This window comes from Streptomyces griseoloalbus (genome assembly GCA_014650015.1).
Classification (GTDB): domain Bacteria; phylum Actinomycetota; class Actinomycetes; order Streptomycetales; family Streptomycetaceae; genus Streptomyces; species Streptomyces griseoloalbus.
The window spans coordinates 319,375-345,272 of record BMUD01000005.1 but is presented as its reverse complement, the minus strand read 5'-3'; the positions used below and the strand labels follow the sequence as shown (position 1 = coordinate 345,272).

Here is a 25,898-nt window from a genome sequence, read left to right as displayed (position 1 = left end):
CAAATCGGGCATGCCCCCCTCTCGGCAATGGCCGGTTCGCACTTCGTACAGAACACTCGTAACGACCTCAGTACGACAGTTCGGACCAAAGAGAGCATGCGCGCCATGACCCACTCCCCCGAAACGCCTGAAGTACCCATACGCCCTTATACGGTTACCGCCGCGGAGGTGGTCCCCGGAGATCTGCTCGCCCCCTCGCGCAAGGACGCGGCGCAGCACCGGTGGTACGTCGTGACCCACACGCTGCCCGAGTCCCCGGAGGTGATCCGGGTCACGCTGCGGCCTCCGCTCGGCGGGGTGGACCACGAGGAAGCGCTCCGCCGCGACCAGCGGGTGACCGTCGCCGGGCGACGGATGGACGTCGCCGCGGTTCCGCTGGTGACCTCCCCCGCCCTCGACGGGACGGAGTTCCGCGACGGGGACCGGCTGCACTCCCTGCGGGCCGTCGACCCCCGGGCCGCGGAGGTGACGTACGTGCGCCGCTGGGGCGCCTGGCACGTGGACTCCGACGCACCGGACGACCGGGGTGACGGCGTCACCGACGCCGAGGTGCGCCGGTGGGCCGCCGAGGCCGACCGGGAGGGCACGGTCGTACGGCACGAGCCGCGTCCCGTGCGGGCGGCGGAGGCGGCCGGCGCGCGGCGGGTCGTCGTCACCGGCCTCGGTGCCGTCACACCGCTGGGCGTGGGTACGGGCGAACTGTGGCAGGGGCTGCTCGAAGGGCGGCACGGGATACGGGAGTTGGCGGACGAGGAGTTCGACGGGCTGCCCGTGCGGATCGCCGGGACCGTGCCGGTGGATCCGGCGGGGCTGCTGCCCCGCCAGGCGGCGCGGCGGATGAACCGGGCCGCGCAGTTCGCCGTACTGGCGGCACGGGAGGCGTGGGCCGACGCGGGGTACGCCGACGGCGGTACCCGGGAGAGCGGGGTCGATCCGGAGCGGGTGGGGGTGAGCCTCGGCGCCATCCTCGGGGACGCGTCGGTGCTCGTCGGCGGGGACCGGAAGCTGCGGGAGAGGGGGCCGCGCGGTGTGTCACCGCTCACCACGCCCATGACGGTGCCCTCGCAGGCGGCCTCCCAGGTCTCGCTCGACCTGCACATCACCGGTGAGGCGCGCACCGTGACCAGTGCGTGCGCCTCCGGCACCGAGGCGATCGGGCAGGCCGTCGACCGCATCCGGTACGGCCGGGTCGACGTGGCCCTCGCGGGCGGTGCCGAGGCGGTCGTCACGCCGGCGATCATGGCGTCCTTCGCCGCCATGCGGGCGCTGGCCGGGGGCGACCCCGCCGGGGGCTCGCCGTCGCGTCCCTTCGCCGAGGACCGCGACGGGTTCGTCAACGGGGAGGGCGCGGGGGTGCTCGTCCTGGAGTCCGAGGAGCACGCGCGCGCCCGTGGGGCACGCGTCTACTGCGAGGCCGCCGGGTGGGGGCTGTCCGCCGACGCCCACCACGTCGCGGCGCCGGATCCGTCCGGCGACGGCATCGCGCTCGCGCTGCGACGGGCCGTGCGGGACGCCGGGGGCCGGCTCACGGACGTCGTCCACGTCAACGCGCACGCCACCGCCACGGTCGACGGCGACCTCGCCGAGGCGCGGGCCCTGCGGGGCGTCCTCGGGCAGCGGGACGTGCCGGTCACCGCCCTCAAGGGGCACCTGGGGCACCTCCAGGGTGCCGCGGGCGGGGTCGAGGCCGTCGCCGCGGTGCTCACCCTGCACCACGGGCTGGTGCCTCCGACGGTCGGCTGCGCGCAGGTCGACGACGCGATCGACCTGGACGTCGTCCGCGGTGAACCGCGCGCCCTCCCGTCCGCCGGGGACCTCGTACTGAGCAACTCCTTCGGCTTCGGCGGCCACAACGCGGTGCTGGCGCTGCGCCGGGTGGCGTAGGGGGTCCGGCCCCGGGCGGCGTAGGAGAATCCGGACCCGGGCCGTGTCAGGCGGAGCGTTTGCGGGAGCTCGTCTTCTTGGCCTGGGTCTTCTTCGCCGGGGTCTTCCTCGCCGTCGACTTCTTCGTGTCCTGCCCCGCCTTCGTGTCCTGCCCCGCCTTCGCGCTCTGGCCCGTCTTCGCGGTCGACTTCCTCGCGGCGGACGCGGTCTTCCTGGCCGCCGCCTTCTTCGCCGTCGACGTCGACTTCTTGCCGCCGGTCTCCTTGGGGGCGGAGCGGGAGGTCGTGCGCTGCGGCAACCGTTTGACCTCGGCCTCCTCCTCCGGCTGCTCGCCCCGGGACTCGCGGGCCGCGCGGACGCTGTTCTCCAGGGCCGCCATCAGGTCCAGGACCTTGCCGGCGCGTTCCGGTGCGGGGGCCTCCGGCGGGGCCTCGCCGGCCGCCTTGGCGGCGATGACCTCCTCCACGGCCTCGCGGTACTCGTCGTGCAGGTCCTCCAGGTCGACCTCGCCGAGGGTGTCCATCAGGGCGTCCGCGAGATCGAGCTCCTTGTCCCGGACGGTGACACCGGTGTCGGGCGCGAGCCCTTCGGGGGCGCGGACCTCGTCCGGCCAGAGCAGGCCGTGCATGGCGATCGCGTCGCCGACCACCCGGAGCATGCCGAGGCGCTCCCGGCCGCGCAGCGCGAACTTCGCGATGGCCACCTTGTTGCTCCGTTTGAGCGCCTCGCGCAGGAGCGTGTACGGCTTGGCGGCCGGCGCCCCACCCGCCGCCAGGTAGTACGCCGCATCCATCTGGAGCGGGTCGATCCGGTCGCCGGGGACGAAGGCGACGATCTCGATCGTCCGGGCGGTGGGGATCGGCAGCCGGGACAGATCGTCGTCGGTGATCGGGATGATCGTGCCGTCCGCGTCCTCGTAGCCCTTGCCGATCTCCTGGCCGGTGACCTCGCGGTCCTCCAGCTCGCAGTACTTGCGGTACCGGATCCGCCCGCCGTCCTCCGTGTGGATCTGGCGGAACGAGATCGAGTGGCTCTCGGTGGCGTTCACGAGCTTGATCGGGATGCTGACCAGGCCGAACGAGATCGCGCCGTTCCAAATGGATCTCACGTGCAGCACCTTTCCGGTCGTCTGCCGATCACTGTCGGGGCATTTGTCGCACTTCGCGTGGGATTCTCATCGTATGGCGCCTATCACTGAGGTGGAGGGGCGACGGCTCGCGCTCAGCAATCTGGAGAAGGTGCTGTATCCCGCCACCGGGTTCACCAAGGCGGAGGTACTGCACTACTACGCGACCGTCGCCGACGTACTGCTGCCCCATCTGCGGGAGCGGCCGGTGTCCTTCCTGCGGTATCCGGACGGTCCCGACGGCCAGGTGTTCTTCACCAAGAACGTGCCGCCGGGCACGCCCGACTGGGTCACCACCGCCGAGGTGCCGAGGAGCGAGGGGCCGGCCCGGATGGTGCTGGTGCAGGATCTGCCGAGTCTGATGTGGGCGGCGAACCTCGTCACCGAGTTCCACACCCACCAGTGGCTCATCGGGACGCCGGGGCAGGCCGACCGGATCGTCTTCGACCTGGACCCCGGGGCGCCGGCGACGATCGTGCACTGCTGCGAGGTCGCGGTGTGGCTGCGGGACCGGCTGGCGGCGGACGGGATCGAGGCGTACCCCAAGACGTCCGGGTCGAAGGGGCTGCATCTGCTCGCGGCGGTGCGGGGCGCTTCCTCCGACCGGGTGTCGGAGTACGCCAAAGGGCTCGCCGTGGAGGCGGAGAAGGCCATGCCGGGGCTGGTGCTGCACCGGATGACCCGGAGTCTGCGGCCCGGGAAGGTCTTCGTCGACTGGAGCCAGAACGCGGCCCGCAAGACCACCGCCACCCCGTACACGCTGCGCGCACGCGCCGAACCACTGGTGTCGGCACCGGTGACCTGGGAGGAGGTCGAGGACTGCCGGGCCCCGGACCGCCTGGCCCTCCGGGCCCCGGACATCGCCCCGCGGCTGCAGGACTACGGCGATCTGCTGGCCCCCCTGCTGGACCCGGGACACGCGGGCACGCTGCCGTGAGCGCCCCCGCTCAGCGGGTCACAGCCGTGACCAGGTGTTCCGGTCACGGGCCAGGGCGTGCAGGGCCTCCACGTCGGCCGGTTTGAACACCCCGCCGAAGCGGGTCAGGCTCTCCAGCTCGCCGTCGGTCAGCACGCGTACCTCGCGGGGCGGGGCCGGGAGCGTCACGTCCGATGCGCCGACCAGGACGAGCACCGGGTGGACCTCGGCCGTCAGGGCGAAGGAGGCACGGTCGGCGTCGGCCCGCACGCGGTGCAGCAGGGGGCGCGGTGCGTGGCGGCCGAATCCGACCCGGGGGTCGGCGACCGTCACCCGCTGTTTGCGGGCGTACAGGGCATGGACGGCGTACAGGCCGCCGGGGCCGATCAGCAGGTGGTGGATGCGGTCGCCGCCGGGGAGCGGGACCGAGTGCAGGGCGTGCCAGCCCGCGCCGTCCATGCGGTCCAGGGCCTCGCCCACCGTCCGCTCCGCGGTGAGCGCCCTGCGGCGCGGGTCGGGGCGCAGGCGGCGGGCCGGGCCGGGGTCGCGGTCGAGGGCGATCAGCAGTGCCTCGCCGGGACGGTTCGGCGCGAGGTCGTCGTCGGGGTGCAGGGACAGGCGGGCCAGCTCGGCGGGGGTGGGGACCGGGGGCGGGCCGACCGAGACCGGGCCGGTGAGGAAGGGGCCGAGTGCCTCGAGCACCTCCTCCTCGCGGTCCTCGCCCAGCAGGTTCACCCGGGCCGTCTCACGGTCGTACCAGGCGAGGTTCCTGCCGTCCGGGAGGCAGACGTACAGCCTTTCCCGGCCGTGCCGCCAGGTCGGTATGACGCGCAGTCCGTCCATGCACCATCACCCCACGTCCATGGGAACAGGCGGGGTGCTCCAGGGGCAAGAAGCCGGTTACCTTGGAGAGGAGTTGGGCGGTGAGGGTGGGGAGGCGCCGTTGCGTACCCGCGGGAAGCAACCCGACGTACCGGCTCCGGACAGTCCCTACGACGAGATCGTGCCGGGTCTGTGGATGGGCGGGCACGAGTTCCGGGGCCCGGCCGGGCAGCTGGAGTCCGCCGTGGTGAACCAGCAGTTCGATCTCGTGCAGACGCTGCTGCGGCTGCCCGGACACGGGCCGGATCCCGGGATCGAGCACCGCGTGTGGCCCATACCCGACGGTCCGCTCGACGGGACGCAGCTCGCGGGCGTGATCCGGCTGGCCGAGGCGGCGTGCGAGGCGCTGGACGGCGGCCGTACGGTCCTCGTGCGCTGTTACCACGGGTACAACCGTTCCGGCCTGGTCGTCGCGCACGCCCTGATGCGCCAGGGCAGCACCGCCGACGCGGCGATCCGGCTGATCCGCGCCCGCCGCTCGTCCTGGGCCCTGCACAACGAACTCTTCGTCGACTATCTGCGGGCGGGGCTCACCACGGCACGGCTGCTGGAGGAGCTGACCGAGTAGCCGGGGCCGTCCCGTGACCCGGAGGGCGCAGTGCCGTCACCGATGGCGCAGCAGGGCGGGCGGGTGCCGCGAGGCGCTCCTAGTGTGGCGGACAAGTCACCTTCGACCCGTTTCTCCCCCTACATGGAGGTACTGCCATGTTCGCGCGTCCCCCGCTCACCCGCCGTATGACCATAGCTCTCGCCTCCGGGGCCCTCGCTGTCGCGGCCGCCGTCACCCCCGCCGTCGCCGCCGACGACCCGAACCAGGGAGACCAGGGGAACTGGAGCCAGCAGGGCGGCAACCAGCAAGGCGGCGGCAACCAAGGCGGTAACCAGCAGGGCGGTAACCAGCAGGGCGGCGGCAACCAAGGCGGAAACCAGCAGGGCGGTAACCAGCAAGGTGGTAATCAGCAGGGCGGCAACCAGCAAGGCGGGAACCACCAAGGCGGGAACCACCAAGGCGGCGGCAACCAGCAGGGCGGGTACCACCAAGGCGGCGGAAACCAGCAAGGCGGTAATCAGCAAGGCGGGAATCAGCAGGGCGGAAACCAGCAGGGCGGCGGCAACCAGCAAGGTGGGAACCACCAAGGCGGGCACCACCAAGGCGGCGGAAACCAGCAAGGCGGCAACCAGCAGGGCGGCAACCAGCAGGGCGGCAACCAGCAGGGCGGCAACCAGCAAGGCGGGAATCAGCAAGGCGGCGGCAACCAGCAAGGTGGAAACCAGCAAGGCGGCGGCAACCAGCAAGGTGGAAACCAAGGCGGAAACCAGCAAGGCGGAAACCAAGGCGGAAACCAGCAAGGCGGCAACCAGCAAGGCGGCAACCAGCAAGGCGGAAACCAAGGCGGAAACCAGCAGGGCGGCAACCAGCAAGGCGGCAACCAGCAAGGCGGCAACCAGCAAGGCGGCAACGGCGACGAGAACCATCAGAACCAGACCGGCGGCAACGGCGACCACCAGGGTGACTACAGGGGTGTCGTCACGGCACCGTCGCTGGCCCTGCGCAGCGCCCCGAACCGGGGTTCGCAGATCATCCGGCACGTCCACAAGGGCGACATCGTCTCGATCTTCTGCAAGGTTCCCGGCGAGAAGGTGGACGGCAACCCCCTCTGGTACCTCCTCACGGACGGCACCTGGGCCTGGGGGCCGGCCCGCCACATCGACAACATCGGTCCCGCGCCACGCTGGTGCTGACGAGCAAAGCCCGCAAGGCGCCCCACATGGGTAAGTTCCGGACATGAGCAAGGCCGGTATCACCCTGGTGACGGCGGATCCGCCCGCGGCGCCCACCGTCACCCTCCCCGGGCGCCGCGGCGTCGAACTCGCCCTGATCGTCCTGGCCGTCCTGCTGTCGGTGTACGGATACTGCGCCGTCGGCCTCGCCAGGAACGGCACCGTCCCGCCCGGCGCCGCCGGATACGGCGCCGGGCTCGGTGTGCTCGCCCTGGTCGCGCATCTGGCGGTGCGCTGGCGCGCCCCGCACGCCGACCCGCTGCCGCTCCCCATCGGGGTCCTGCTCAACGGCCTGGGCCTGGTGCTGATCTACCGGCTCGACCTGGAGGCGCCGGGTGATCCGGCCGCCCCGACGCAACTGGTCTGGTCGACGCTGGGCGTGGCGCTGTTCACCGCGGTCGTCCTGGTGCTGCGCGACCACCGGGTGCTCCAGCGCTACACCTACGTCTGTGTCACCGTCGCGCTCGTCCTGCTGACGGTCCCGATCCTCTTCCCCGCGGTGAACGGCGCCCGGATCTGGATCCGGGTCGCGGGATTCTCCATCCAGCCCGGTGAGTTCGCGAAGGTGCTGCTGGCGGTCTTCTTCGCCGCGTATCTCGCCGCGAACCGGGGTGCCCTCACCTACGCCGGCCGCCGGGTCTGGGGGCTGCAACTGCCGACCGGGCGGGTGCTCGGGCCGATCGTCACCATCTGGCTTGTCAGTGTGGGCGTCCTGGTGCTGGAGCGGGACCTCGGCACCTCGCTGCTGTTCTTCGGCCTGTTCGTGGTGTTGCTGTACGTCGCCACCGGCCGCACCGGATGGATCGCCGTCGGCCTGCTGCTGGCCTCCCTGGGGGCGGTGGCCGTGGGCCGGCTGGAACCGCATGTGCACGGCAGGATCGAGACCTGGCTGCGCCCGTTCGCCTCCATCGAGGCGGGCGAGGGCCCGAACCAGCTCGCCCAGTCCCTGTTCGCCTTCGCGGAGGGCGGGATCCTCGGCACCGGGCTCGGGCTCGGGCACTCCGTACTGATCGGCTTCGCGGTCAAGTCCGACTTCATCCTGGCGACGGCCGGGGAGGAGCTGGGCCTGGCCGGACTGTCCGCGATCTTCCTGCTCTACGGGCTGCTGGTGGAGCGCGGTTACCGGGCGGGGCTCGCCCTGCGCGACCCGTTCGGCCGGCTGCTCGCCGTGGGCCTCGCCTCCATCGTGGCGCTCCAGGTGTTCGTGATCGCGGGCGGCGTGACCGGGCTGATCCCGCTGACCGGGATGGCGATGCCGTTCCTCGCGCAGGGCGGCTCGTCGGTGGTGACCAACTGGGCGATCGTGGCGCTGCTGGTCCGGCTGAGCGATTCCGCGCGGCGGCAGAGCGGCGGGGGTGCCGTCCGGTGACCCGGCACATCCGGCACGCCGCCCTGTTCAGCGCCCTGCTGCTGACCGCCCTGCTGGTGAACGCGGCCCGCGTCCAGGTGCTGCTGGCCGACGCCTACGACGCCAGCCCGGCCAACCGCCGTGACGTCATCGCCCGCTATCAGCAGCCCCGGGGAGACATCCTGGTCGCGGGCCGGCCGGTCACCGGCTCGCGGGACACCGGGGAGCATCTGCGCTACGAACGGACGTACCGCGACGGGCCGCTGTACGCGCCGGTGACCGGCTTCTCCTCGCAGGAGTACGGCACGTCCCTGCTGGAGCACACGGAGGACGGGCTGCTGTCCGGGGCCGACCCGGTGCTCGCCCCGTTGCCGCTGTGGAACGAGTTCACGCGCTCGCGCAACGCGGGCGGCAAGGTGATGACGACGATCGATCCGGCGGCGCAGCGCGCGGCGTACGAGGGGCTGCGCTCGCGCAAGGGTGCGGTGGCGGCGGTGGAGCCGTCGACGGGCCGGATCCTGGCGCTGGTGTCGGTCCCGTCCTACGACCCGGAACTGCTGTCCGGGAACGGCAGGACGGCGCGGGACGCCTGGGCGCGGCTGAACGCCGATCCGGACCGGCCGATGCTGAACCGGGCGGTGCAGCGGACGTATCCGCCGGGTTCGACGTTCAAGGTGGTCACCGCGGCGGCGGCGCTGGACGCGGGCGTGGTGACCGCCCTCGACAAGCCGACCGACTCCCCCGACCCTTACACCCTGCCGGGGACGAGGACCCGGCTGACCAACGGGTCCCGGGGCTGCGCGGACGCCTCACTGCGGGAGGCGTTCGTCTGGTCCTGCAACACGGTCTTCGCCAAGCTGGGCGTGACCACGGGCGTGGCGGCGATGAAGGCCACGGCGCACGGCTTCGGATTCAACGACGGGGACCTGCGGATCCCGTTTCCGGTGGCGCGCAGCACGTTCGACACCACGGTGGACCGGGCGCAGCTCGCGCTGTCGTCGATCGGGCAGTACAACACCCGGGCCACGCCGCTGCAGATGGCGACGGTCGCGGCGGCGGTCGCGAGCGGCGGGCAGGTGCGGGAGCCGTATCTGGTGGAGCGGACCACGCGGGCGGGCGGCGGCACGGTGTCCACGGCCGGTACGCGTCCGGCACGGCGGGCCATGCATCCGGCGACGGCGATGCGGATGCGGGAGCTGATGCGGGGCGTGGTGGAGGACGGCACCGGCACGAAGGCCGCGATCCCCGGCGCCGTGGTCGGTGGCAAGACCGGCACCGCGCAGCACGGCCTGGGCAACTCGGGGACGCCCTACGCCTGGTTCATCTCCTGGGCGCAGCGCGAGGAGGACATGGAGTCGGCGGTGGCGGTGGCGGTGGTGGTCGAGGACGCGGCGAACCGGCGGGAGATCAGCGGCGGCGGGACGGCGGCACCGATCGCGCGGGCGGTGATGGAGGCGGTGCTGAAGTCGTGAGCGGGGCCGGCGCCCGCGCCGGGTGGGCCGGTCGTCAACAAGTCGTGCGCGGGGGATTGACGGTCTTACTGACAGGCAGTCTCATAAGTGGGGTGAACCACCGGTAACCCAAGACGCCCACGAGGTGGAACCGCCATGACGACCCTGTCGGAAGCCGACGCGCTCGACGGCCTGCGTGACGCGCTCGGCCTGCTCAAGGACCGGGAGCAGGTGGCGCAGCGGCTGCTCGACTCGTCCGCCAAGCACTCCTTCGACCCGGACGAGGAGCTGGACTGGGACGCGCCCTTCGAGGAGGGCAAGTGGTTCTGGCCGCCGGAGCTGGTGTCGCTGTACGACACCCCGCTGTGGAAGCGGATGAGCGAGGAGCAGCGCATCCTGTTCTCCCGGCACGAGGCCGCGGCCCTCGCCTCGCTCGGCATCTGGTTCGAGCTGATCCTCATGCAGCTGCTGGTGCGGCACATCTACGACAAGGCCGCCACGAGCGCGCACGTGCGGTACGCCCTCACCGAGATCGAGGACGAGTGCCGGCACTCCAAGATGTTCGCCCGGCTGATCACGCGCGGCGGCACCCCCTGGTATCCGGTGAGCCGGGTGCACCAGAACCTCGGCCGGCTGTTCAAGACGGTCTCCACCACCCCCGGCTCCTTCACCGCGACCCTGCTCGGCGAGGAGGTCCTGGACTGGATGCAGCGGCTGACCTTCCCGGACGAGCGGGTCCAGCCGCTGATCCGAGGCGTCACGCGCATCCACGTGGTCGAGGAGGCGCGGCATGTGCGCTACGCCCGTGAGGAGCTGCGGCGCCAGATGCTGACCGCGCCGAAGTGGTCGCAGGAGTTCACCCGGGTCACCTCCGGGGAGTTCGCCCGGGTGTTCTCGGTGGCCTTCGTCAACCCCGAGGTGTACACCCAGGTCGGCCTGGACAGGCGCGAGGCCGTGGCCCAGGTCAGGGCGAGCGGCCACCGCCGGGACGTGATGCAGCAGGGCGCGAAGCGGCTCACGGACTTCCTGGACGACATCGGCGTGCTGCGCGGGGTCGGGCGGCGGCTGTGGAAGTCCTCCGGACTGCTGGCATAGGCACCCGCCGAGGGCGGGCGGTTACGCTGCGGGCATGACCCCGCAGGCCCCCACCCCCGCCTACCGGCGCCTCAGCGTCGAGGAACGCCGCAGCCAGCTGCTCGAGGCCGCGCTGTCCCTCTTCGCCCACCGTGTGCCGGAGGACGTGTCCCTGGACGACGTGGCGGAGGCGGCCGGCGTGTCACGGCCCCTGGTCTACCGGTACTTCCCGGGCGGCAAGCAGCAGCTGTACGAGGCGGCCCTCAGGTCCGCCGCCGACGAGCTGCGCACCTGCTTCGACGAGCCGCACGAGGGCCCCCTGCTGCCCCGTCTCTCCCGGGCCCTCGACCGCTATCTCGCCTTCGTCGACCAGCACGACGCCGGCTTCAGCGCGCTCCTCCAGGGCGGGAGCGTCGTGGAGACCTCCCGCACGACCGCCATCGTCGACGGTGTGCGCCGGGCGGCCGCCGAACACATCCTCAGCCATCTCGGGGTCACCGCACCCGGACCACGGCTGCGGATGACCATCCGGATGTGGATCACCGCCGTGGAGGCGGCCTCGCTGATCTGGCTGGACGAGGACAAGCAGCCGCCGCTGGAGGAGCTGCGGGACTGGCTGGTGGAGCAGTTCGTGGCGGTGCTGGCGGTGACGGCGCGGCGGGACGCGCAGACCGACGCGCTGGTCCAGGCGCTGGCCACGGACCTCTGACGGCCGTCGCCACAGTTCCGTGCGCATGGCCGAGACTGGTGGTGTGAAGAGCCAAGACACCCCCTTCGAGGGCGGGCCCATGGACGGGCGCGTCCTGCCCGTGCTGCTGGGCATCACCGGGCACCCGCCCAAGACGTACCGCATCCCCGTCCCGGCCCCGGACGGCGGTCCGCCCATCGTGCTGATCTACCGGCGCGTGCCCCGGGGGCAGAGTTCGCGGACCGGGCTGACCCGGGGATGGAAGTACCTCCACGACCCCACGGGCCGGGAGGGCGGCCGGCTGAAGTGGCCGTGGTCCAAGACGGCGCCCGTGCCAGACGCCACGCCGAAGGGCAAGCCGGAGGGCACCCACGGGTGACCCCGTTGCGCCGAACCGCGCACACTCGGCGAGCGGGCCCCGTGAACCCGCCGGATGCTCGCGATGCGGAGCGGACGAGCCGCCCCGCGTCGGAGGTGATGGCGTGTCAGGAATGCTTCTGCGTCTGGTGTGTACGGCGGCGGTGGCGGCCGGGACCGTACTCGCACCCGTGCCCGCGACGGCCGCCCCGCAACCGGCCGGATCCGGGGAACGCTCGGTCGCCGAACTGCTGACGGAGCTTCAGACCCTGTACCGGGAAGCGGAGAAGGCCACCGAGACCTACAACGCCACCGAGGAGCGGCTGAGGAAGCAGCGCGCCGAGTCGGAGCGGCTGGACCGGGCCCTCGCCCGCACCCGGCTCTCCCTGCACGGCAGCCGGAGCGCGGCCGGGCGGCTGGCCCGGCAGCAGTACCAGAGCGTCACCGGCATCTCCCCCTACGTCCGTCTGCTGCTCGCACGTGACCCGCAGGGCGCGCTCGACCAGAGCCAGGTGATCGGGCAGTTGGCGCGGCAGCGGGCCAGGACGGTGGGCCGGCTGACCGGCGCCGAGAAGGAGGCAGGCGAACTGGCCCGCCGGGCCCGCAAGGCCCTCGACGACCGGCTCGCCCTCACCGAGCGGCGCAAGAGGGAGCGGGACGAGGTGCGCGAGCGGCTGCGCGACGTGGAGGAGCTGCTCGCCTCGCTCACCGCCGGGGAACTGGCCGAGCTGGCCGAGCTGGAGCGGGCCGAGGTGGCCGAGGCGCAGGAGGAACTGGTGGCCTCCGGAGCGCTGAGCAGCGCCCGTACGCCCTCCGCGGCGGGCGACCGGGCCGTCCGGTACGCCGTCGAACAGCTCGGGAAGCCGTACGAGTGGGGTGCGGAGGGGCCGGAGACCTTCGACTGCTCGGGGCTGACCTCCGAGGCGTGGGACGCGGCCGGGACACCGATCCCCCGGACCAGCCAGGAGCAGTGGGCGCGGCTGAAACGGGTACCGCTCGGGCAACTGCGGCCGGGCGATCTCGTCGTGTACTTCCCCGAGGCCACGCATGTCGCCCTCTACCTCGGGGGCGGCATGGTGGTGCAGGCCCCCCGGCCCGGTGCGAGGATCAAGGTCTCCCCGATCGCGGCCAACCCGGTCCTGGGCGCCGTACGCCCCGATCCCGGCGGGGAGCCCCTGCGGAGGTATGTGCCGCCTGAGCTGCCCGAAGGGGCGACGGAAGGGTCCGACGAGGGGTACGCGCCGTCCACCGCGCCCACCGCCCCCGATCGGTCACGGCCACGGCGATGAGTTCTCCCGATCCGGGCAGTCCCCCCACCGTCCATCACGTACGAGGAGCCCCATGAGTCAGCTGCTGCGCGTGCAGAACTTCAACGTCTCGAGTGACGGCATCGCCGCCGGTGAGCACCAGAGCTTCGAGAGTCCGTTCGGCCTCCCCGGCGCACAGGCCCTGTTCTCCTGGGCCGGCGCCACGGCGAGCTGGCCCCACCGCACCGACCCCGGCGGGTCCCGCGGTCTCGACGACTACTTCACCCGGGACTTCGGCCACGGCATCGGCGCGGAGATCATGGGCCGCAACAAGTTCGGCCCCCAGCGCGGGCCCTGGGCCGACCACGAGTGGCGCGGCTGGTGGGGTGACGAACCGCCGTTCCACACGCCGGTGTTCGTTATGACCCACCATCCGCGTCCCTCGTTCACGCTCTCCGACACCACGTTCCACTTCGTGGGCGGCGCCCCGGCCGACGTCCTGGAACGGGCGCGGGCCGCGGCGCAGGGCAAGGACGTCCGGCTCGGCGGCGGGGTCACCACCGTCCGGGAGTTCCTCGACGCCGGTCTCGTCGACACCCTGCACGTGGCGGTCTCGCCGGTGAGGTTCGGGTCCGGGCTGCGGCTCTGGGAGTCGCCGGAGGAGCTGCTCGACCGGTTCCACCTGGAGGTCGTGCCCAGCCCGAGCGGCGTGACGCACCACTTGTTCTGGCGGCGGTGAGACAAGGGCCCCGCGCGGGGACCGCGGGCGCCCGCTCAGGCGCCCGCGGCGCCCGAGACCTCCATCAGGTAGCCCTCGGTCTTCTCCGGCTCGTAGAAGAAGTTCTCGAAGTCGGCCGGGTTGTCGAACCCGTTGGCGAAGCGGTCGGCGACGGGCTGGAGCTGCCCGGCGGCGCCGATCAGGTTCAGGACGTGCTCCGGCGGCGGGGCGAGCATGGCGTTCGTCCACTTGGTGACGTGCCGGGCCGTCTCCCAGTAGCGGTCGAAGGTCTGCTGCATCCAGACCTCGTCGAACTCCTTCTCACCGTGCTCGAGGATCGAGGCGAGGTAGGAGGCGGCGCACTTGGACGCCGAGTTGGAGCCCTGCCCGGTGATCGGGTCGTTGGCGACGACCACGTCGGCGACGCCGAGGACCAGTCCGCCGCCGGGCAGCCGGCCGATCGGGTTGCGCACGGTGGGGGCGTAACGGCCGGCGAGGGTGCCGCCCGCGTCGGTCAGTTCGGCCTTGGTGGCCCGCGCGTACTCCCAGGGGAGGAACCTCTCCATGAGTTCCAGGGTCAGGGAGAGGTGCTCCGCCGGGTCCTTGACGTCCTTGAAGGCGTCCAGCGGACCGCCGGGTATGCCCTCCCAGAACAGGATGTCGGCGCGGCCCGAGGTGGTGTACGTCGGCATGATGAACATCTCGCCGACGCCGGGGACCAGGTTGCAGCGGACCGCCTCCGTGTCCGGGTGCTCCGGACGCGGGCCGAGGCCGTGGACGTAGGCGACCGCGAGGGCGCGCTGCGGCTCGCTGTACGGGGAACGCGCGGCGTCCCGGCCGAACATCTGCACGAGCTCGCCCTTGCCCGCCGAGACCAGCACCAGGTCGTACGCGCGGGAGAAGTAGTCGAGGTCGCCCACCGCCGCGCCGTGGATGACCAGCTGGCCGCCGCGCTGGGCGAAGGTCTCCATCCAGCCGGCCATCTTCACCCGCTGGTCGACCGACTGCGCGTACCCGTCGAGGCTGCCCAGCCAGTCGATCGCGCGCTGCGAGGGGCCCGGGTCGAAGGAGCCGGGGGCCGCCACCGAGACGCCGAGTCCTTCGATCTTCGGGGCCTGGGACTCCCAGAAGTTCAGCTGGAGATCGCGCTCGTGCTGCAGAGCGGTGTGGAACATGCACTGCGTCGACATCACCCGTCCGGTGCGAATCTCGTCCGCGGTCCGGTTGGACATCAGGGTGACCTCGTACCCGTGCGACTGGAGGCCGAGGGCGAGCTGGAGACCGGACTGGCCGGCCCCCACGACGAGTATCTTCCGCATGCGGGGACGCTCCTAAGGGGACTACTCGGGGGTTTCGTCGAGCGCGTGGCCCACCAGGGACAAGAGGGTCTCGATGACCGAGATCCGGCGGCGCGCATCCATGATCATTACAGGTATGTGCGCGGGGATCGTCAATGCCTCCCGCACGTCCTCCGGTTCGAACAGCTCGCTGTCGTCGAACTGGTTGACCGCCACGACGTACGGCAGTCCGCAGCTCTCGAAGTAGTCCAGCGCGGGGAAGCAGTCCTTCAGGCGGCGGGTGTCGGCCAGGACGACGGCGCCGATCGCACCGCGCACCAGGTCGTCCCACATGAACCAGAACCGCTGCTGACCGGGGGTGCCGAAGACGTAGAGCACCAGGTCGTCGTCGAGCGTGATGCGGCCGAAGTCCATGGCCACGGTGGTGGTGAGCTTGTCCGGGGTGGCGGTGAGGTCGTCGTGCTCCTCACTCGCCTCGGTCATCAGCGCCTCGGTCTCCAGGGGCGTGATCTCCGAGACGGTGGTGACCAGCGTGGTCTTGCCGACACCGAAGCCGCCGGCCACCACGATCTTCGTGGCGACCGGTGCACGGGTGCGGTCCGTCTGCCAGGGCAGCAGGGGCTCGTCATCGTCGACGAGCGGGGAGACGCCGTGAGCGGCGTCAGAGACGACGGAGTCCACTCAGCACCCTTTCCAGCAACGCGCGGTCCGGGCGGCCCGTGCCGTGGCCGGTCCCCGTTCCGTAGACACGGATCTTTCCCTGGTCCGCGAGGTCGCTCAGGAGCACGCGGACCACACCGAGCGGCATCTTCAGCAGCGCGGCGATCTCGGCCACCGTACGCATGCGGCGGCACAGTTCGACGATGGCCCGCATCTCCGGCATCACGCGGGAGGTGAGGTTGCCGTTCGTCAGTTCCTTGCGCTCCTCGGCGGCATCGAGCGCGGCGGTGCCGGCCGTGGCACCGACGAACGTCTCGACGAGCAGGACGTGACCGAAGCGGGTCCGGCCGCCGGTGAGCGAGTAGGGGCGGACCCGGGCGGGTTTGCGGTCGCCGCCGCGGACCGGGAGATGTTTCCTGGACGTACTGCTCATCGGGGGCTCCCGGTGGACTCGGTCTCCAGGTTCTTGCGCAGCTCGCTGCGGAGCTCGGGGGTCAGGACATGGCCGGCTCGGCCGACGAACAGGGCCATGTGGTACGCCACGACGCTCATGTCACAGTCCGCGGAGCCGTGGACGCCGAGCAGCGAGCCGTCGCTGATGGACATCACGAACAGGCTGCCCTCGTCCATCGTGACCATCGTGTGCTTCACCGGACCGAAGTCCATCAGCTTCGAGGTACCGATGGTGAGGCTGCCGATGCCGGACACGACGGTGGCCAGGTCGGCGGCGGAGCCGCGCGGGCCGGTGGGCTTCTCGCTGCTGGCCTCGCGGGCCTCGGTGTTGCGACCCGGGTCGGAGGAGAGCAGGAGCAGTCCGTCGGAGGAGACCACCGCGACGGAGAGGATGCCGGGCACCTCCTCGACGAGGTTGCTCAGCAGCCAGTGCAGGTTGCGGGCCTCGCTGCTCAGTCCGAAGGTACTCGGAGCGGTCAACTGCTTGCCTCCTCGACTGTGCCCCCCGTGGCTTCTTCGGATGGTGCGGTCGTGTCGGACGGCGTCGGGTGGTGGTCGGTCCGTTCGGCGATCTCCGCCTCGACGTCCCGGCGCCCTGCGTCCGCCCCCCGGCGGAACCCTCCGAGCCGTCGGCGCAGGGCCTCGGCGTCCACGGCCCCGCTGCGCGGCCGGGGTGCCTCGGCGGGCGCGGTGATCTTCGGGGTGCGCTTGGGCAGCCCCTTGGCGGTCACCGGCTCCTCGTCATCGGGCCCGTCCGGCACACGCGCGTGCTCGGCATCGGCCCCGGCCGGGGGCTGGGGGCGACGCGGCGACCCGCCCCGGTCCGGTCCCGTTTCCGGTCCCGCGGCAGCGCGGTCTTCGGCACCGCCCCCGGTGGCCGGGGGGGCGGCCGTGTCGCGGTCATCGGTTCCGGCGTCCGGGTGGGCGGCCGTGAACCGGTCATCGGTTCCGGCACCGTGACCGGGACCCGGGCGTACGGCATCGGCCTCCGGCCGGTCGACGGGCCCCGACGCGCCTTCGGCGGACGGCCGCGCCGCGCCGCCCGGAGCGGACCCGGTGACACCGCCGGACCCGTGACCGGCGCCCGGCCGGACAGCACCGGACTCCGGCCCGTCGACGTGCCCGGCCCGGGCCTCGGTGTGAGCGGTGGGCTCGGGAGCTCGGGCGCCGGGCCGGGGAGCGGGGGCGGCCGTGCCGTCGGCCTCGGTGCGGGTTTCGGGGTCGGGGGTGGCGGCCGGACCCAGGTCCTCCGACGCGGCCGACGGTGCGGTCGGGTCGTCGGTCCCGTCGGGCTGTGCCGGGATCAGCAGCTCCATCGTGATCTCGGCGGGCCGCTCGGGCGGCACGGCGTCCGCGCCCGCTTCGCTCGCCGGGCCCGCGGGCCCGGCCACGCGGCCCGCCTCGGCTGTCTCCGGGTGATCCGTCGCGGCCTCACCCGCACGGTTCCCGGCAGGCTCGTCCACGCGGTCCGGTCCGGGCTCGGTCACGGGCTCCGGCACGGACTCCCCCGGCGTCCCCTCCGCGGCGGCGTCCCGGCGGCGTACCGCCTTCTCCGCCAGGGCGACCAACGGGTCGCCGTCCTCCGTACGGCCGGGCAGCACGTTGGAGTTGGCCTCGGCGCCGGCACCCGGCAGGGACATGGCCTGGCCGGCGCCGGAGGCGGGGGTGGTGACCGCGGCGGAAGAAGCGGAGGTCAGCATGGTGTCGGGGAGGACGACGACCGCCGCGATGCCGCCCTGCTTCTGCTCGCGCAGCTGGACCCGCACCCCGTGCCGGTGGGCGAGCCGGGCGACGACGTACAGGCCGAGGCCGAGGCCGTCCTCGCCCTCCGCGTCGTACATGGCTTCCGGGTCGAACTCGGACAGCCGGGAGTTGAGCCGCTCCAGCCGCTCCCCGGTCATGCCGATGCCCTCGTCCTGCACGGAGAGCATGACCTCGCCGGTTTCCAGCAGCCAGCCGGAGATCTCGACGGGCAGGTCCGGTGGGGAGAACGACGTGGCGTTCTCCATGAGCTCGGCCAGCAGGTGGGAGAGGTCGTCCGCCGCGAACCCGGCGATGTGCGCGTGCGGCGGCAGCGCGGCGATCCGCACCCGCTCGTACCGCTCGATCTCGCTGACCGCGGCCCGTACGACGTCCACGAGCGGAACCGGACCCGCCGTGTGCTGGACGTGCTCGGTGCCGGCGAGGACCAGGAGGTTCTCGCTGTGCCGGCGCATGACCGTGGCGAAGTGGTCGAGCTTGAAGAGGGTGGCCAGCCGGTCCGGGTCGTCCTCGCGCTCCTCCAGCCCCTCGATGACGCCGAGCTGCCGCTCGACCAGCCCGAGGGTGCGCAGCGCGAGGTTGACGAAGGTGCCGCCGATGCTGGTGCGCAACCGCCCCAGCTGGGCTGCGGACTCGGCGAGTTCGGTGCGCAGTTCCTCGCGGGCGTCGGCCATCCGCTGCCGCTGGCCGACGAGGTGCTTGCGGTCGGTCTCCAGCGTGGCGATCCGCTCGGCGAGTCCGGCGGCGTGCGCGTGCAGGGCGTTGACGGAGCGGACGACCTGGGCGAACTCGTCGTTGCGCCCGGTGAAGGTGACCGGCTCCTGGCTCGTGGGGTCCTCGGCCTCGGCGAGGCGGGCGGAACCCCGGCGCAGCACGGACAGCGGACGCGTGAGCGTGCGGGCCATCGCGGTGGCGACCCCCACCGTGAACAGCATCAGGGCGCCGAGGACGGCGATCCGGATCTCCAGGGCGGTGACGTCGTCGTCGCGCAGCTGGGCGAGGTCCTTGGTGCGCCGGTCGAAGAGGGCGGACTCCACCCCGCGCATCGTCTCCACCCGCGCGGTGAGCGCGGCCCGCAGCTTCTTGAGGTCGGTGTCGAGTTCGCCGTCGGAGAGGGACGGTTCGTCGGTGAGCTCCGCCAGGTACTTCTCGGCGGCGTCGACCTCGGGTCCGGTGACCGTGGAGTCGTAGGAGGCGCGGGCGGCCGCGGGCGCGGCGTCGCGGAAGTCCGCGAGGGCCGCGTCCGAGCGCAGCCGGGCCTGGAGCGCGGCGGCGGTCAGCGCGTCGCGCCGCTTGGTGTCGGCGTCCGAGGAGCCGGTGGTCGCGGACGGCAGGCCGGTGATCGGGTCGATCACGGTCTGCGTGGTGCTCGGCACGTTCAGCGCGGCGAGCAGCAGTCCACGGGTGGCGGCGGCCTGCTGGACGGCGGAGTCCAGCTCGGCGAGCGCGTGGGCACCGGAGCCCGCGCGCGGCGGGGTCCGCTCCGCCAGCTGTTCGGCGAGCCGGTGCAGTTCGGTGATGGCGGTGGAGTACGCCTCATGCGCTTCGAGGGCGCTGCTCTTGCCGGTGAGCGCCGCCCGGCGCACGGCCGCGATGGCGTCGAGGTCGTCACGCAGCCCCTGCGGGGTGTCGGTGTCGGCGCGCAGTTCCTCGACCTGCCGGTCGACGCGGGCGCTGTGCTCCTCGGAGGGCGCCTTCGACTTGGAGCGGCCGGCCGCGATGTAGGGGATGACCTCGTCGCGCTCGTCGGCGAGGGAGTGGGCCAGGGTGAGGGCGTCCTGGGTCTGCCCGGCGAGGGTCACCAGCTCCTGCGAGTCGCTGAGCTGCCCGGAGGCCGTGAGCACGGAGGGTGCCCCGGCACCGGCGATCGCCGCGGCCACCACCGCCACGGCCACGATGAGCCGGTTGCGCACGTGAGTGGGGCGGCCCTTGCCGACGGTGGGCGTCTGCTCCTCCCCCGTGGGGGCCGTCTGCTTGCCTTTGCGACGAGGCCGCGACTTCTGCACCGGTGCTCGCATTCCTGACTCGTGTACCCATGGGCCCGGGTGACGCTCCGTCAACAGGATCGGGCGTCCGTCCCGAGCCGTTGACCGCGCTCGGACAGCGAGGCGCCCCCATCGCTCCCCGACCCTCCCAGTGCCCGTGGACAGTGGATGCGCATCACCTGACCCGCCACTCGAAGGAGTGAACATCGGACGTGAGTTGGGGGGCAAGTTCCGCTGCCTCTCCCAGCGGCCCCGTCCGGCTTGCCGGTTGGACGTCTGCGGCGGGCGGTGGCAGTATTCGCCGCCACGTCTTCCCGGAGCGCTGCATTCCCTCCCAAACCAGGCGTCTGACCTGCGTGGCCGTGCGGATCCGGCAGTCGTTGCCAGCCTTTCGCGCGGGCCGTGAAGGGCTCGTGCAGACTGGCCGGATGCGTACGGAACTTGTTTCGGAGCCCGGCGATCCGGGCCGCCCCAACGAGGACTTCGCGAGCGTCACGCTTCCCGCCTCCGGGCAGGGCGGTTCGCTCGTGGTGCTGGACGGGGTCACGCCACCGGGGGACGGGGGCGGCTGTCTGCATTCCGTGCCCTGGTTCACCGCCCGGCTGGGCGGGGCGCTGACCGAACTGACCGTTTCCCTCCCGGATGTTCCCCTGCCCGAGCTGCTGTCCCGCGCTCTGGCGCGTACCGCCGAGAGCCATGCGGCACACTGTGACCTTTCTCACCCTCGCACGCCTCAGGCAACGGTGGTGCTGGCGCGCTGGTCACCGGCCTCGGTCGAGTACCTGGTCCTGTCCGACTCGGCCCTGCTCGTCGAGTCCCCCGGCGGCACGGTCGCCGCGCTGGTGGACGACCGGCTGGCCCTGCTGCCCCGCTCGGCCCTCGCCACCGACGCCCTGGTCGACGCGACCCTGCGTAACAGGGAGGGCGGCTTCTTCACGGCGGCGGCGGATCCCTCGGTGGCCTCCCGCGCGGTCACCGGTTCCCTGCCGCGCGACGAGGTGCGCGCCCTCGCCGCGCTGACGGACGGCGCGGCACGCTGGGTGGAGAGGTTCCACCGGGGCGACTGGGCGGACTGCCTCACCCTGGTCCGCGAGGAGGGCCCGCAGTCGCTGGTGGACCGCGTACGGACCCTGGAGCGGGCGGACGCGGACCGGGTGCCGCCGCGCCGGGGCAAGACCCACGACGACGCGACGGTGGTCTACGTGGAGCTCTGAACCCGGCCGCGGTACGGCGCCGGCACCGCCCGGGTCACTTCTCCATCCCCCGGTTCAGCTGGTTCAGCAGTCGGGCCAGTTCGCCGACCTCGGCGGGGTCCCAGTCGGCGAGCCGGCCGGCGTAGCGCGCGCGGCGGGCCTCGCGGACCCTGCCCACCCGGTCGCGCCCCTCCTGGGTGAGGGCGACCAGCCAGGCCCGGCCGTCGGCGGGGTCCGGCTCGCGGGCGACGAGCCCGAGCTGCTCCAGCGCGCTCAGCTGGCGCGACATCGTCGCCTTGCCGACGCCGATGTAGGCGGCGAGCTCGGTGGCCCGCTGGCCGCCGCACTCATCCAGACGGACCAGCAGTCCGTACGCGGACGGCTCCAGCTCGGGATGGACCGCGCGGGCCATCTCCCCCTGGCTGGCCCTGGCGCGCCGCAGCAGCACCGTCAACTCGCGCTCCAGGTCGAGGAACCCGGGCTGCTCCACATGGGGCGTCGACCCGTGGGAGGCGGCGCCCCCTGCCCCGCCGTTTCCGTCTTCGTGCACGTCTGACCCTGCCTCGGTTCCTCGGTTCCGGAAGCTTCCCGCCAAGTGGCGACGTCGCCGCAGCTCCGCCAGTATTTCGCAGGCGTAGACCATCGGCAGCTCGCGGACGCTCCGCCCCCGTCGTGGTCCACGTGTGCAGTTTCTCCAGCAGGCGATTACGTGGCATGCCCACATCACGCGATGTGGGTCACATACAGGGTTCGCCCCCACCGACCTTTCGGAGATACGTCATGCCCGTGCACAGATCCGGCTTCACCCGTATACGCGCGCTCGCGACCGCCGGGGCGGTCCTGCTCGCGGTTCTCTCCCTCCCCCACACGGCCGTCGCGGCCGAATCCGCTCCCGGTGCCCCTCCGCGCGGCTCCGCCCACATGGGCATGGGCGTCCTCGCCCACGACGGCCGCGGCGGCCTCCCCGCCACACGCACCACCACCCAGACGGAAGGGGTGGACGTCTCCAGCCACCAGGGGAACGTGGCCTGGGCGACGCTGTGGAACAGCGGGGTCAGGTGGGCCTACGCCAAGGCCACGGAGGGGACCTACTACACCAACCCGTACCGCTCCCAGCAGTACGACGGCGCGTACGACGTCGGCATGATCCGCGGCGCGTACCACTTCGCCACGCCCGACACGGCGAGCGGCGCCGCCCAGGCCGACTACTTCGTCAACCGCGGCGGCGGCTGGTTCGCGGACGGACGGACCCTGCCGGGCGTGCTGGACATCGAGTGGAACCCGTACGGCGCCGCCTGCTACGGCAAGTCGCCGAGCGCGATGGTGAGCTGGATCCGCGACTTCCTGGACCAGTACCGGGCCCGCACCGGACGGAACGCCGTCATCTACACGGCCACCAGCTGGTGGAAGCAGTGCACCGGCGACTACGCCGGCTTCGCCTCCACCAACCCGCTGTGGATCGCCCGGTACGCCTCCACCGTGGGCGAACTGCCCGCGGGCTGGGACACGTACGCGATGTGGCAGTACACCTCGACCGGGCCGACCGTCGGGGACCACGACCGCTTCAACGGCACCCTCGACCGGGTACGGGCGTTCGCGCTCGGCTGACCCGGCTGCCCCACCGGGCACGCCGCCCGGACACGGCGAAGGCCCGGGTCCCACGGGGCCCGGGCCTTCTCATCCGGCCGCCTCCGTCACGCGGCGACCGGAACCTCCGGCGTCGCGCCGTTCGTGGCCGGCGACAGCGCCAGCTCCAGGACCTGGCGGACATCGGTGACGGCGTGGACGTCCAGCTTGTCCAGCACCTCCGCCGGGACGTCGTCCAGGTCGGGCTCGTTGCGCTTGGGGATGATCACGGTGGTGATTCCCGCGCGGTGGGCGGCGAGCAGCTTCTGCTTCACCCCGCCGATCGGCAGCACCCGCCCGGTCAGCGAGACCTCGCCGGTCATCGCCACATCGGTGCGGACCAGCCGGCCGGAGAGCAGCGAGGCCAGGGCGGTGGTCATCGTGACGCCCGCGCTCGGGCCGTCCTTGGGCACCGCGCCCGCCGGGAAGTGGATGTGCGCGCCCCGGTCCTTCAGGTCGCCCACCGGCAGTTCCAGCTCGGCGCCGTGACTGCGCAGGAAGCTCAGCGCGATCTGCGCGGACTCCTTCATCACGTCACCCAGCTGGCCGGTCAGGGTCAGGCCCGCCGCGCCCGTCTCCGGGTCGGCCAGGGACGCCTCCACATAGAGGACGTCACCGCCGGCGCCGGTCACCGCGAGCCCGGTGGCGACACCGGGGACGGCGGTACGGCGCTCGGCCGGGTCCTGGGCGGACTCGGGCACGTGGTGCGGCCGGCCGATCAGGTCCCGCAGGTCGCCGTCGGTCACGGTGAACGGCAGCTCGCGCTCGCCCAGTTCGTGCTGGGCCGCGATCTTGCGCAGCAGCCGCGCGAGGGACCGCTCCAGGGTGCGCACGCCCGCCTCACGCGTGTACTCGCCGGCCAGCTTGCGCAGCGCGCCCTCGTCGATCGTCACCTCGTCCCGGTCCAGCCCGGCGCGCTCCAGCTGACGCGGCAGCAGGTGGTCGCGGGCGATGACGACCTTCTCGTCCTCCGTGTAACCGTCGAGGCGGACCAGCTCCATACGGTCGAGCAGGGCCTCCGGGATGGCTTCGAGGACGTTGGCCGTCGCGAGGAACACGACGTCGGACAGGTCGAGCTCGACCTCCAGGTAGTGGTCCCGGAAGGTGTGGTTCTGGGCCGGGTCGAGGACTTCGAGCAGGGCCGCGGCCGGGTCGCCCCGGAAGTCGGAGCCGACCTTGTCGATCTCGTCCAGCAGGACGACCGGGTTCATGGAACCGGCCTCCTTGATCGCCCGGACGATCCGGCCCGGCAGCGCGCCGACGTACGTGCGGCGGTGGCCACGGATCTCCGCCTCGTCGCGGACGCCGCCGAGGGCGACCCGGACGAACTTGCGGCCCATCGCGTGGGCGACGGACTCGCCCAGACTGGTCTTGCCGACACCGGGCGGGCCCACCAGGGCCAGCACGGCACCGCCGCGCCGCCCGCCGACGACGCCCATGCCCCGGTCGCTGCGCCGCTTGCGCACCGCCAGGTACTCGGTGATCCGCTCCTTCACGTCGTCCAGGCCCGCGTGCTCGGCGTCGAGGACCGCCTGGGCGCCCTGGATGTCGTAGGCGTCCTCGGTGCGCTCGTTCCACGGCATCTCCAGGACCGTGTCGAGCCAGGTGCGGATCCAGGAGCCCTCCGGCGACTGGTCGGAGGCCCGCTCCAGCTTGTCGACCTCCTTGAGCGCGGCCTCGCGGACCTTCTCCGGCAGGTCGGCGGCCTCGACGCGGGCGCGGTAGTCGTCGGACTCCTCACCCTCCTTCTCGCCGTTGAGCTCGCGCAGCTCCTTGCGCACGGCCTCCAGCTGGCGCCGGAGCAGGAACTCGCGCTGCTGCTTGTCGACGCCCTCCTGGACGTCCTTGGCGATGGTCTCGGCGACGTCCTGCTCGGCGAGGTGGTCGCGCAGCTGCTGGGTCGCGAGCTTCAGCCGGGCGACGGGATCGGCCGTCTCCAGCAGCCGGACCTTCTGGTCCGTGGTCAGGAACGGCGAGTAGCCGGAGTTGTCGGCGAGCGCGGAGACGTCGTCGATGGCCTGGACCCGGTCGACGACCTGCCAGGCGCCCCGCTTGCGCAGCCAGGCGGTGGCGAGCGCCTTGTACTCCTTGACCAGTTCGGTGACCTGCCCCGGCAGCGGTTCCGGCACGCTCTCGTCGACGCGCGTGCCCTCCACCCACAGCGCCGCGCCCGGCCCGGTGGTCCCGGCGCCGATCCGTACGCGGCCCCGGCCGCGGATCAGGGCGCCCGGGTCACCGTCGGCCAGCCTCCCGACCTGCTCGATCGTGCCCAGTACGCCGGTACCGGCGTAGGTCCCGTCGACACGTGGCACCAGGAGCACCTTGGGCTTTTCCGGCGCGGACCCGGCGGCGGCCTGGGCGGCCTCCACCGCTGCGCGCACCTCGGAATCGCTCAGGTCCAGCGGAACCACCATCCCGGGCAGCACGACCTCGTCGTCGAGCGGCAACACAGGCAGGGCGAGCGGTGTGGACTCAGCAGCCATGATCTCCCCTTCGGCAGTCAAGTTGAGCTATGCCGACTCAATGCAGCTGAGCCGCCGAATGTTCCCGAGCGCGCGTTCGCTCTGAGCGATCATCTTCCCCGGGGCACCGGGAGCCGGCCGCGACGAAAAAAGGAGCTGCCAGGATGAACGCATGTCCACCCCGTACGACATTCCCGAAGTCCTGGACCGCCGCGAGGGCCCGTACGGCGAGGTCGTGCTGCGCAGGCACGGCAGCCTGCTGCAGATCATCGCCAACGGCTGCTTCCTGATGGACACCTCCGACGGCCGTTCGGAGCGACGGCTCGTCGACGCCGCACTGGCCGCCCTCGACGCCGCCGACACCGGCGAGGGGCTCGGCCCGCGGCCCGCCCCGCACGTCCTGATCGGCGGTCTCGGGGTCGGCTTCTCGCTCGCCCACGCCGCCGCGCGGCCCCGCTGGGGGCGGATCACCGTGGTGGAGCGCGAACCGGCCATCATCGGGTGGCACCGGGAGGGCCCGCTGGCCGAGCTCTCCGCCCGGGCTCTCGCCGACCCTCGTGCGGAGATCGTCGAGGCGGATCTCGTCGCGTTCGTCAATGAGACATCCGACACGTTCGACGCCCTGTGTCTCGACATCGACAACGGGCCCGACTGGACCGTCACCGAGGGCAATGAGGGGCTCTACTCGCCGGCCGGACTGGCAAGCTGTGCACAGGTGTTGAGACCGCGCGGAGTGCTCGCCGTGTGGTCCGCCAAGCCGTCCCCGGAATTCGAGGGAACCTTGCGGAATGCCGGGTTCCAGCAGGTGCGTACCGAAGAGATCCCCGTTGCCCGGGGCGTTCCGGACGTCGTGCACATCGGCGTCCGCCCTGGATAGCAAAGGCGTGGTGACTCCCCGTACGCTGCTGCCCTGACGCGGATCATTCAAGCGTCAATCGCAGTCATGCGCAGATCACGGATCACCCCACGGATTCCGGAAAGCACACT

The 25,898-nt window shown here is 72.4% G+C and carries 23 protein-coding genes; 13 read left to right on the top strand and 10 right to left on the bottom strand.

Annotation, left to right across the window (positions count from 1 at the left end; genetic code table 11):
• Positions 1-105 precede the first annotated feature (105 nt).
• Positions 106-1,884, top strand: a complete 1,779-nt coding sequence (locus IE178_RS10545; RefSeq protein WP_184764592.1) for a beta-ketoacyl-[acyl-carrier-protein] synthase family protein — start codon at positions 106-108, stop codon at positions 1,882-1,884.
• Between the two features lie 46 nt (positions 1,885-1,930).
• On the opposite strand, the gene ku is transcribed toward IE178_RS10545, so the two are convergent.
• Entirely contained in the window at positions 1,931-2,992 is a 1,062-nt protein-coding gene (gene ku / locus IE178_RS10540) for a non-homologous end joining protein Ku (protein ID WP_498370632.1), read from the bottom strand.
• A 73-nt stretch (positions 2,993-3,065) separates the two neighbouring features.
• Here ku and ligD point away from each other — a divergent pair, with 73 nt between their 5' ends.
• Positions 3,066-3,947 carry a non-homologous end-joining DNA ligase gene (gene ligD / locus IE178_RS10535; RefSeq protein ID WP_184764594.1) on the top strand — a complete coding sequence of 294 codons (882 nt, stop codon included), beginning with the start codon at positions 3,066-3,068 and terminating at the stop codon, positions 3,945-3,947.
• A gap of 18 nt (positions 3,948-3,965) precedes the next feature.
• Here ligD and IE178_RS10530 read toward each other — a convergent pair whose 3' ends face one another.
• On the bottom strand, positions 3,966-4,769 hold the full coding sequence (locus IE178_RS10530) for a nuclease-related domain-containing protein (RefSeq protein WP_193512043.1): 804 nt from the start codon (positions 4,767-4,769) through the stop codon (positions 3,966-3,968).
• Positions 4,770-4,869: 100 nt separating this feature from the next.
• On the opposite strand from IE178_RS10530, the gene IE178_RS10525 reads away from it, so the two are divergent.
• Entirely contained in the window at positions 4,870-5,376 is a 507-nt protein-coding gene (locus tag IE178_RS10525; RefSeq protein ID WP_184764596.1) for a protein-tyrosine phosphatase family protein, read from the top strand.
• A 119-nt stretch (positions 5,377-5,495) separates the two neighbouring features.
• Here IE178_RS10525 and IE178_RS35830 read toward each other — a convergent pair whose 3' ends face one another.
• Positions 5,496-6,314: a hypothetical protein gene (locus IE178_RS35830; RefSeq protein ID WP_318279977.1), complete on the bottom strand. Its 819-nt coding sequence runs from the start codon at positions 6,312-6,314 to the stop codon at positions 5,496-5,498.
• 280 nt (positions 6,315-6,594) lie between these two features.
• Here IE178_RS35830 and IE178_RS10515 point away from each other — a divergent pair, with 280 nt between their 5' ends.
• The 7 genes from IE178_RS10515 to IE178_RS10485 all read left to right on the top strand — a co-directional run bounded on the left by IE178_RS10515 (position 6,595) and on the right by IE178_RS10485 (position 13,494).
• Entirely contained in the window at positions 6,595-7,959 is a 1,365-nt protein-coding gene (locus tag IE178_RS10515) for an FtsW/RodA/SpoVE family cell cycle protein (RefSeq protein WP_193512041.1), read from the top strand.
• Positions 7,956-9,410 (top strand): penicillin-binding transpeptidase domain-containing protein, encoded by a 1,455-nt coding sequence (locus IE178_RS10510; protein ID WP_184764599.1) that lies wholly within the window; start codon positions 7,956-7,958, stop codon positions 9,408-9,410. Before IE178_RS10515 ends, IE178_RS10510 begins: the two co-directional genes overlap by 4 nt.
• A gap of 135 nt (positions 9,411-9,545) precedes the next feature.
• The gene (locus tag IE178_RS10505; protein WP_193512040.1) at positions 9,546-10,484 is read left to right on the top strand and encodes an AurF N-oxygenase family protein; all 939 of its coding nucleotides are present in this window, start codon (positions 9,546-9,548) and stop codon (positions 10,482-10,484) included.
• A 34-nt stretch (positions 10,485-10,518) separates the two neighbouring features.
• Positions 10,519-11,172 (top strand): TetR/AcrR family transcriptional regulator, encoded by a 654-nt coding sequence (locus IE178_RS10500; protein ID WP_184764601.1) that lies wholly within the window; start codon positions 10,519-10,521, stop codon positions 11,170-11,172.
• A gap of 43 nt (positions 11,173-11,215) precedes the next feature.
• A complete protein-coding gene (locus IE178_RS10495) occupies positions 11,216-11,530 on the top strand; it encodes a DUF8847 domain-containing protein (protein ID WP_229875966.1) in 315 nt (104 codons plus the stop codon).
• Between the two features lie 103 nt (positions 11,531-11,633).
• Positions 11,634-12,797, top strand: coding sequence for a C40 family peptidase (locus IE178_RS10490; RefSeq protein ID WP_193512039.1), 1,164 nt, complete (start codon positions 11,634-11,636; stop codon positions 12,795-12,797).
• Between the two features lie 52 nt (positions 12,798-12,849).
• Positions 12,850-13,494, top strand: a complete 645-nt coding sequence (locus IE178_RS10485) for a dihydrofolate reductase family protein (RefSeq protein ID WP_193512038.1) — start codon at positions 12,850-12,852, stop codon at positions 13,492-13,494.
• A 35-nt stretch (positions 13,495-13,529) separates the two neighbouring features.
• Here IE178_RS10485 and IE178_RS10480 read toward each other — a convergent pair whose 3' ends face one another.
• From IE178_RS10480 to IE178_RS10460, 5 genes are read right to left on the bottom strand one after another with little or no spacing between them, the layout of a single operon-like run.
• A complete protein-coding gene (locus IE178_RS10480) occupies positions 13,530-14,792 on the bottom strand; it encodes a styrene monooxygenase/indole monooxygenase family protein (protein ID WP_184764605.1) in 1,263 nt (420 codons plus the stop codon).
• A 21-nt stretch (positions 14,793-14,813) separates the two neighbouring features.
• Positions 14,814-15,452, bottom strand: coding sequence for a GTP-binding protein (locus tag IE178_RS10475; RefSeq protein ID WP_184764606.1), 639 nt, complete (start codon positions 15,450-15,452; stop codon positions 14,814-14,816).
• Complete coding sequence (locus IE178_RS10470; RefSeq protein ID WP_184764607.1) at positions 15,433-15,864, bottom strand: DUF742 domain-containing protein; 432 nt, start codon at positions 15,862-15,864, stop codon at positions 15,433-15,435. Before IE178_RS10470 ends, IE178_RS10475 begins: the two co-directional genes overlap by 20 nt.
• Positions 15,861-16,364, bottom strand: coding sequence for a roadblock/LC7 domain-containing protein (locus IE178_RS10465; protein ID WP_184764608.1), 504 nt, complete (start codon positions 16,362-16,364; stop codon positions 15,861-15,863). Before IE178_RS10465 ends, IE178_RS10470 begins: the two co-directional genes overlap by 4 nt.
• Complete coding sequence (locus IE178_RS10460; protein WP_318279963.1) at positions 16,361-19,663, bottom strand: nitrate- and nitrite sensing domain-containing protein; 3,303 nt, start codon at positions 19,661-19,663, stop codon at positions 16,361-16,363. The genes IE178_RS10465 and IE178_RS10460 overlap by 4 nt, the downstream gene beginning before the upstream one ends.
• Positions 19,664-20,058: 395 nt before the next feature.
• On the opposite strand from IE178_RS10460, the gene IE178_RS10455 reads away from it, so the two are divergent.
• Entirely contained in the window at positions 20,059-20,844 is a 786-nt protein-coding gene (locus IE178_RS10455) for a protein phosphatase 2C domain-containing protein (RefSeq protein ID WP_193512036.1), read from the top strand.
• 34 nt (positions 20,845-20,878) lie between these two features.
• Here the strand turns inward: IE178_RS10455 and IE178_RS10450 are convergent, their stop codons facing one another.
• The gene (locus tag IE178_RS10450) at positions 20,879-21,373 is read right to left on the bottom strand and encodes a MarR family winged helix-turn-helix transcriptional regulator (RefSeq protein WP_193512035.1); all 495 of its coding nucleotides are present in this window, start codon (positions 21,371-21,373) and stop codon (positions 20,879-20,881) included.
• Positions 21,374-21,603: 230 nt separating this feature from the next.
• On the opposite strand from IE178_RS10450, the gene IE178_RS10445 reads away from it, so the two are divergent.
• Complete coding sequence (locus IE178_RS10445; protein ID WP_193512034.1) at positions 21,604-22,431, top strand: lysozyme; 828 nt, start codon at positions 21,604-21,606, stop codon at positions 22,429-22,431.
• Between the two features lie 86 nt (positions 22,432-22,517).
• Here IE178_RS10445 and lon read toward each other — a convergent pair whose 3' ends face one another.
• Positions 22,518-24,932: an endopeptidase La gene (lon, locus tag IE178_RS10440; RefSeq protein WP_193512033.1), complete on the bottom strand. Its 2,415-nt coding sequence runs from the start codon at positions 24,930-24,932 to the stop codon at positions 22,518-22,520.
• A 151-nt stretch (positions 24,933-25,083) separates the two neighbouring features.
• Here lon and IE178_RS10435 point away from each other — a divergent pair, with 151 nt between their 5' ends.
• Positions 25,084-25,788 carry a spermine/spermidine synthase domain-containing protein gene (locus IE178_RS10435; protein WP_184764614.1) on the top strand — a complete coding sequence of 235 codons (705 nt, stop codon included), beginning with the start codon at positions 25,084-25,086 and terminating at the stop codon, positions 25,786-25,788.
• The last annotated feature ends 110 nt before the right edge of the window (positions 25,789-25,898 follow it).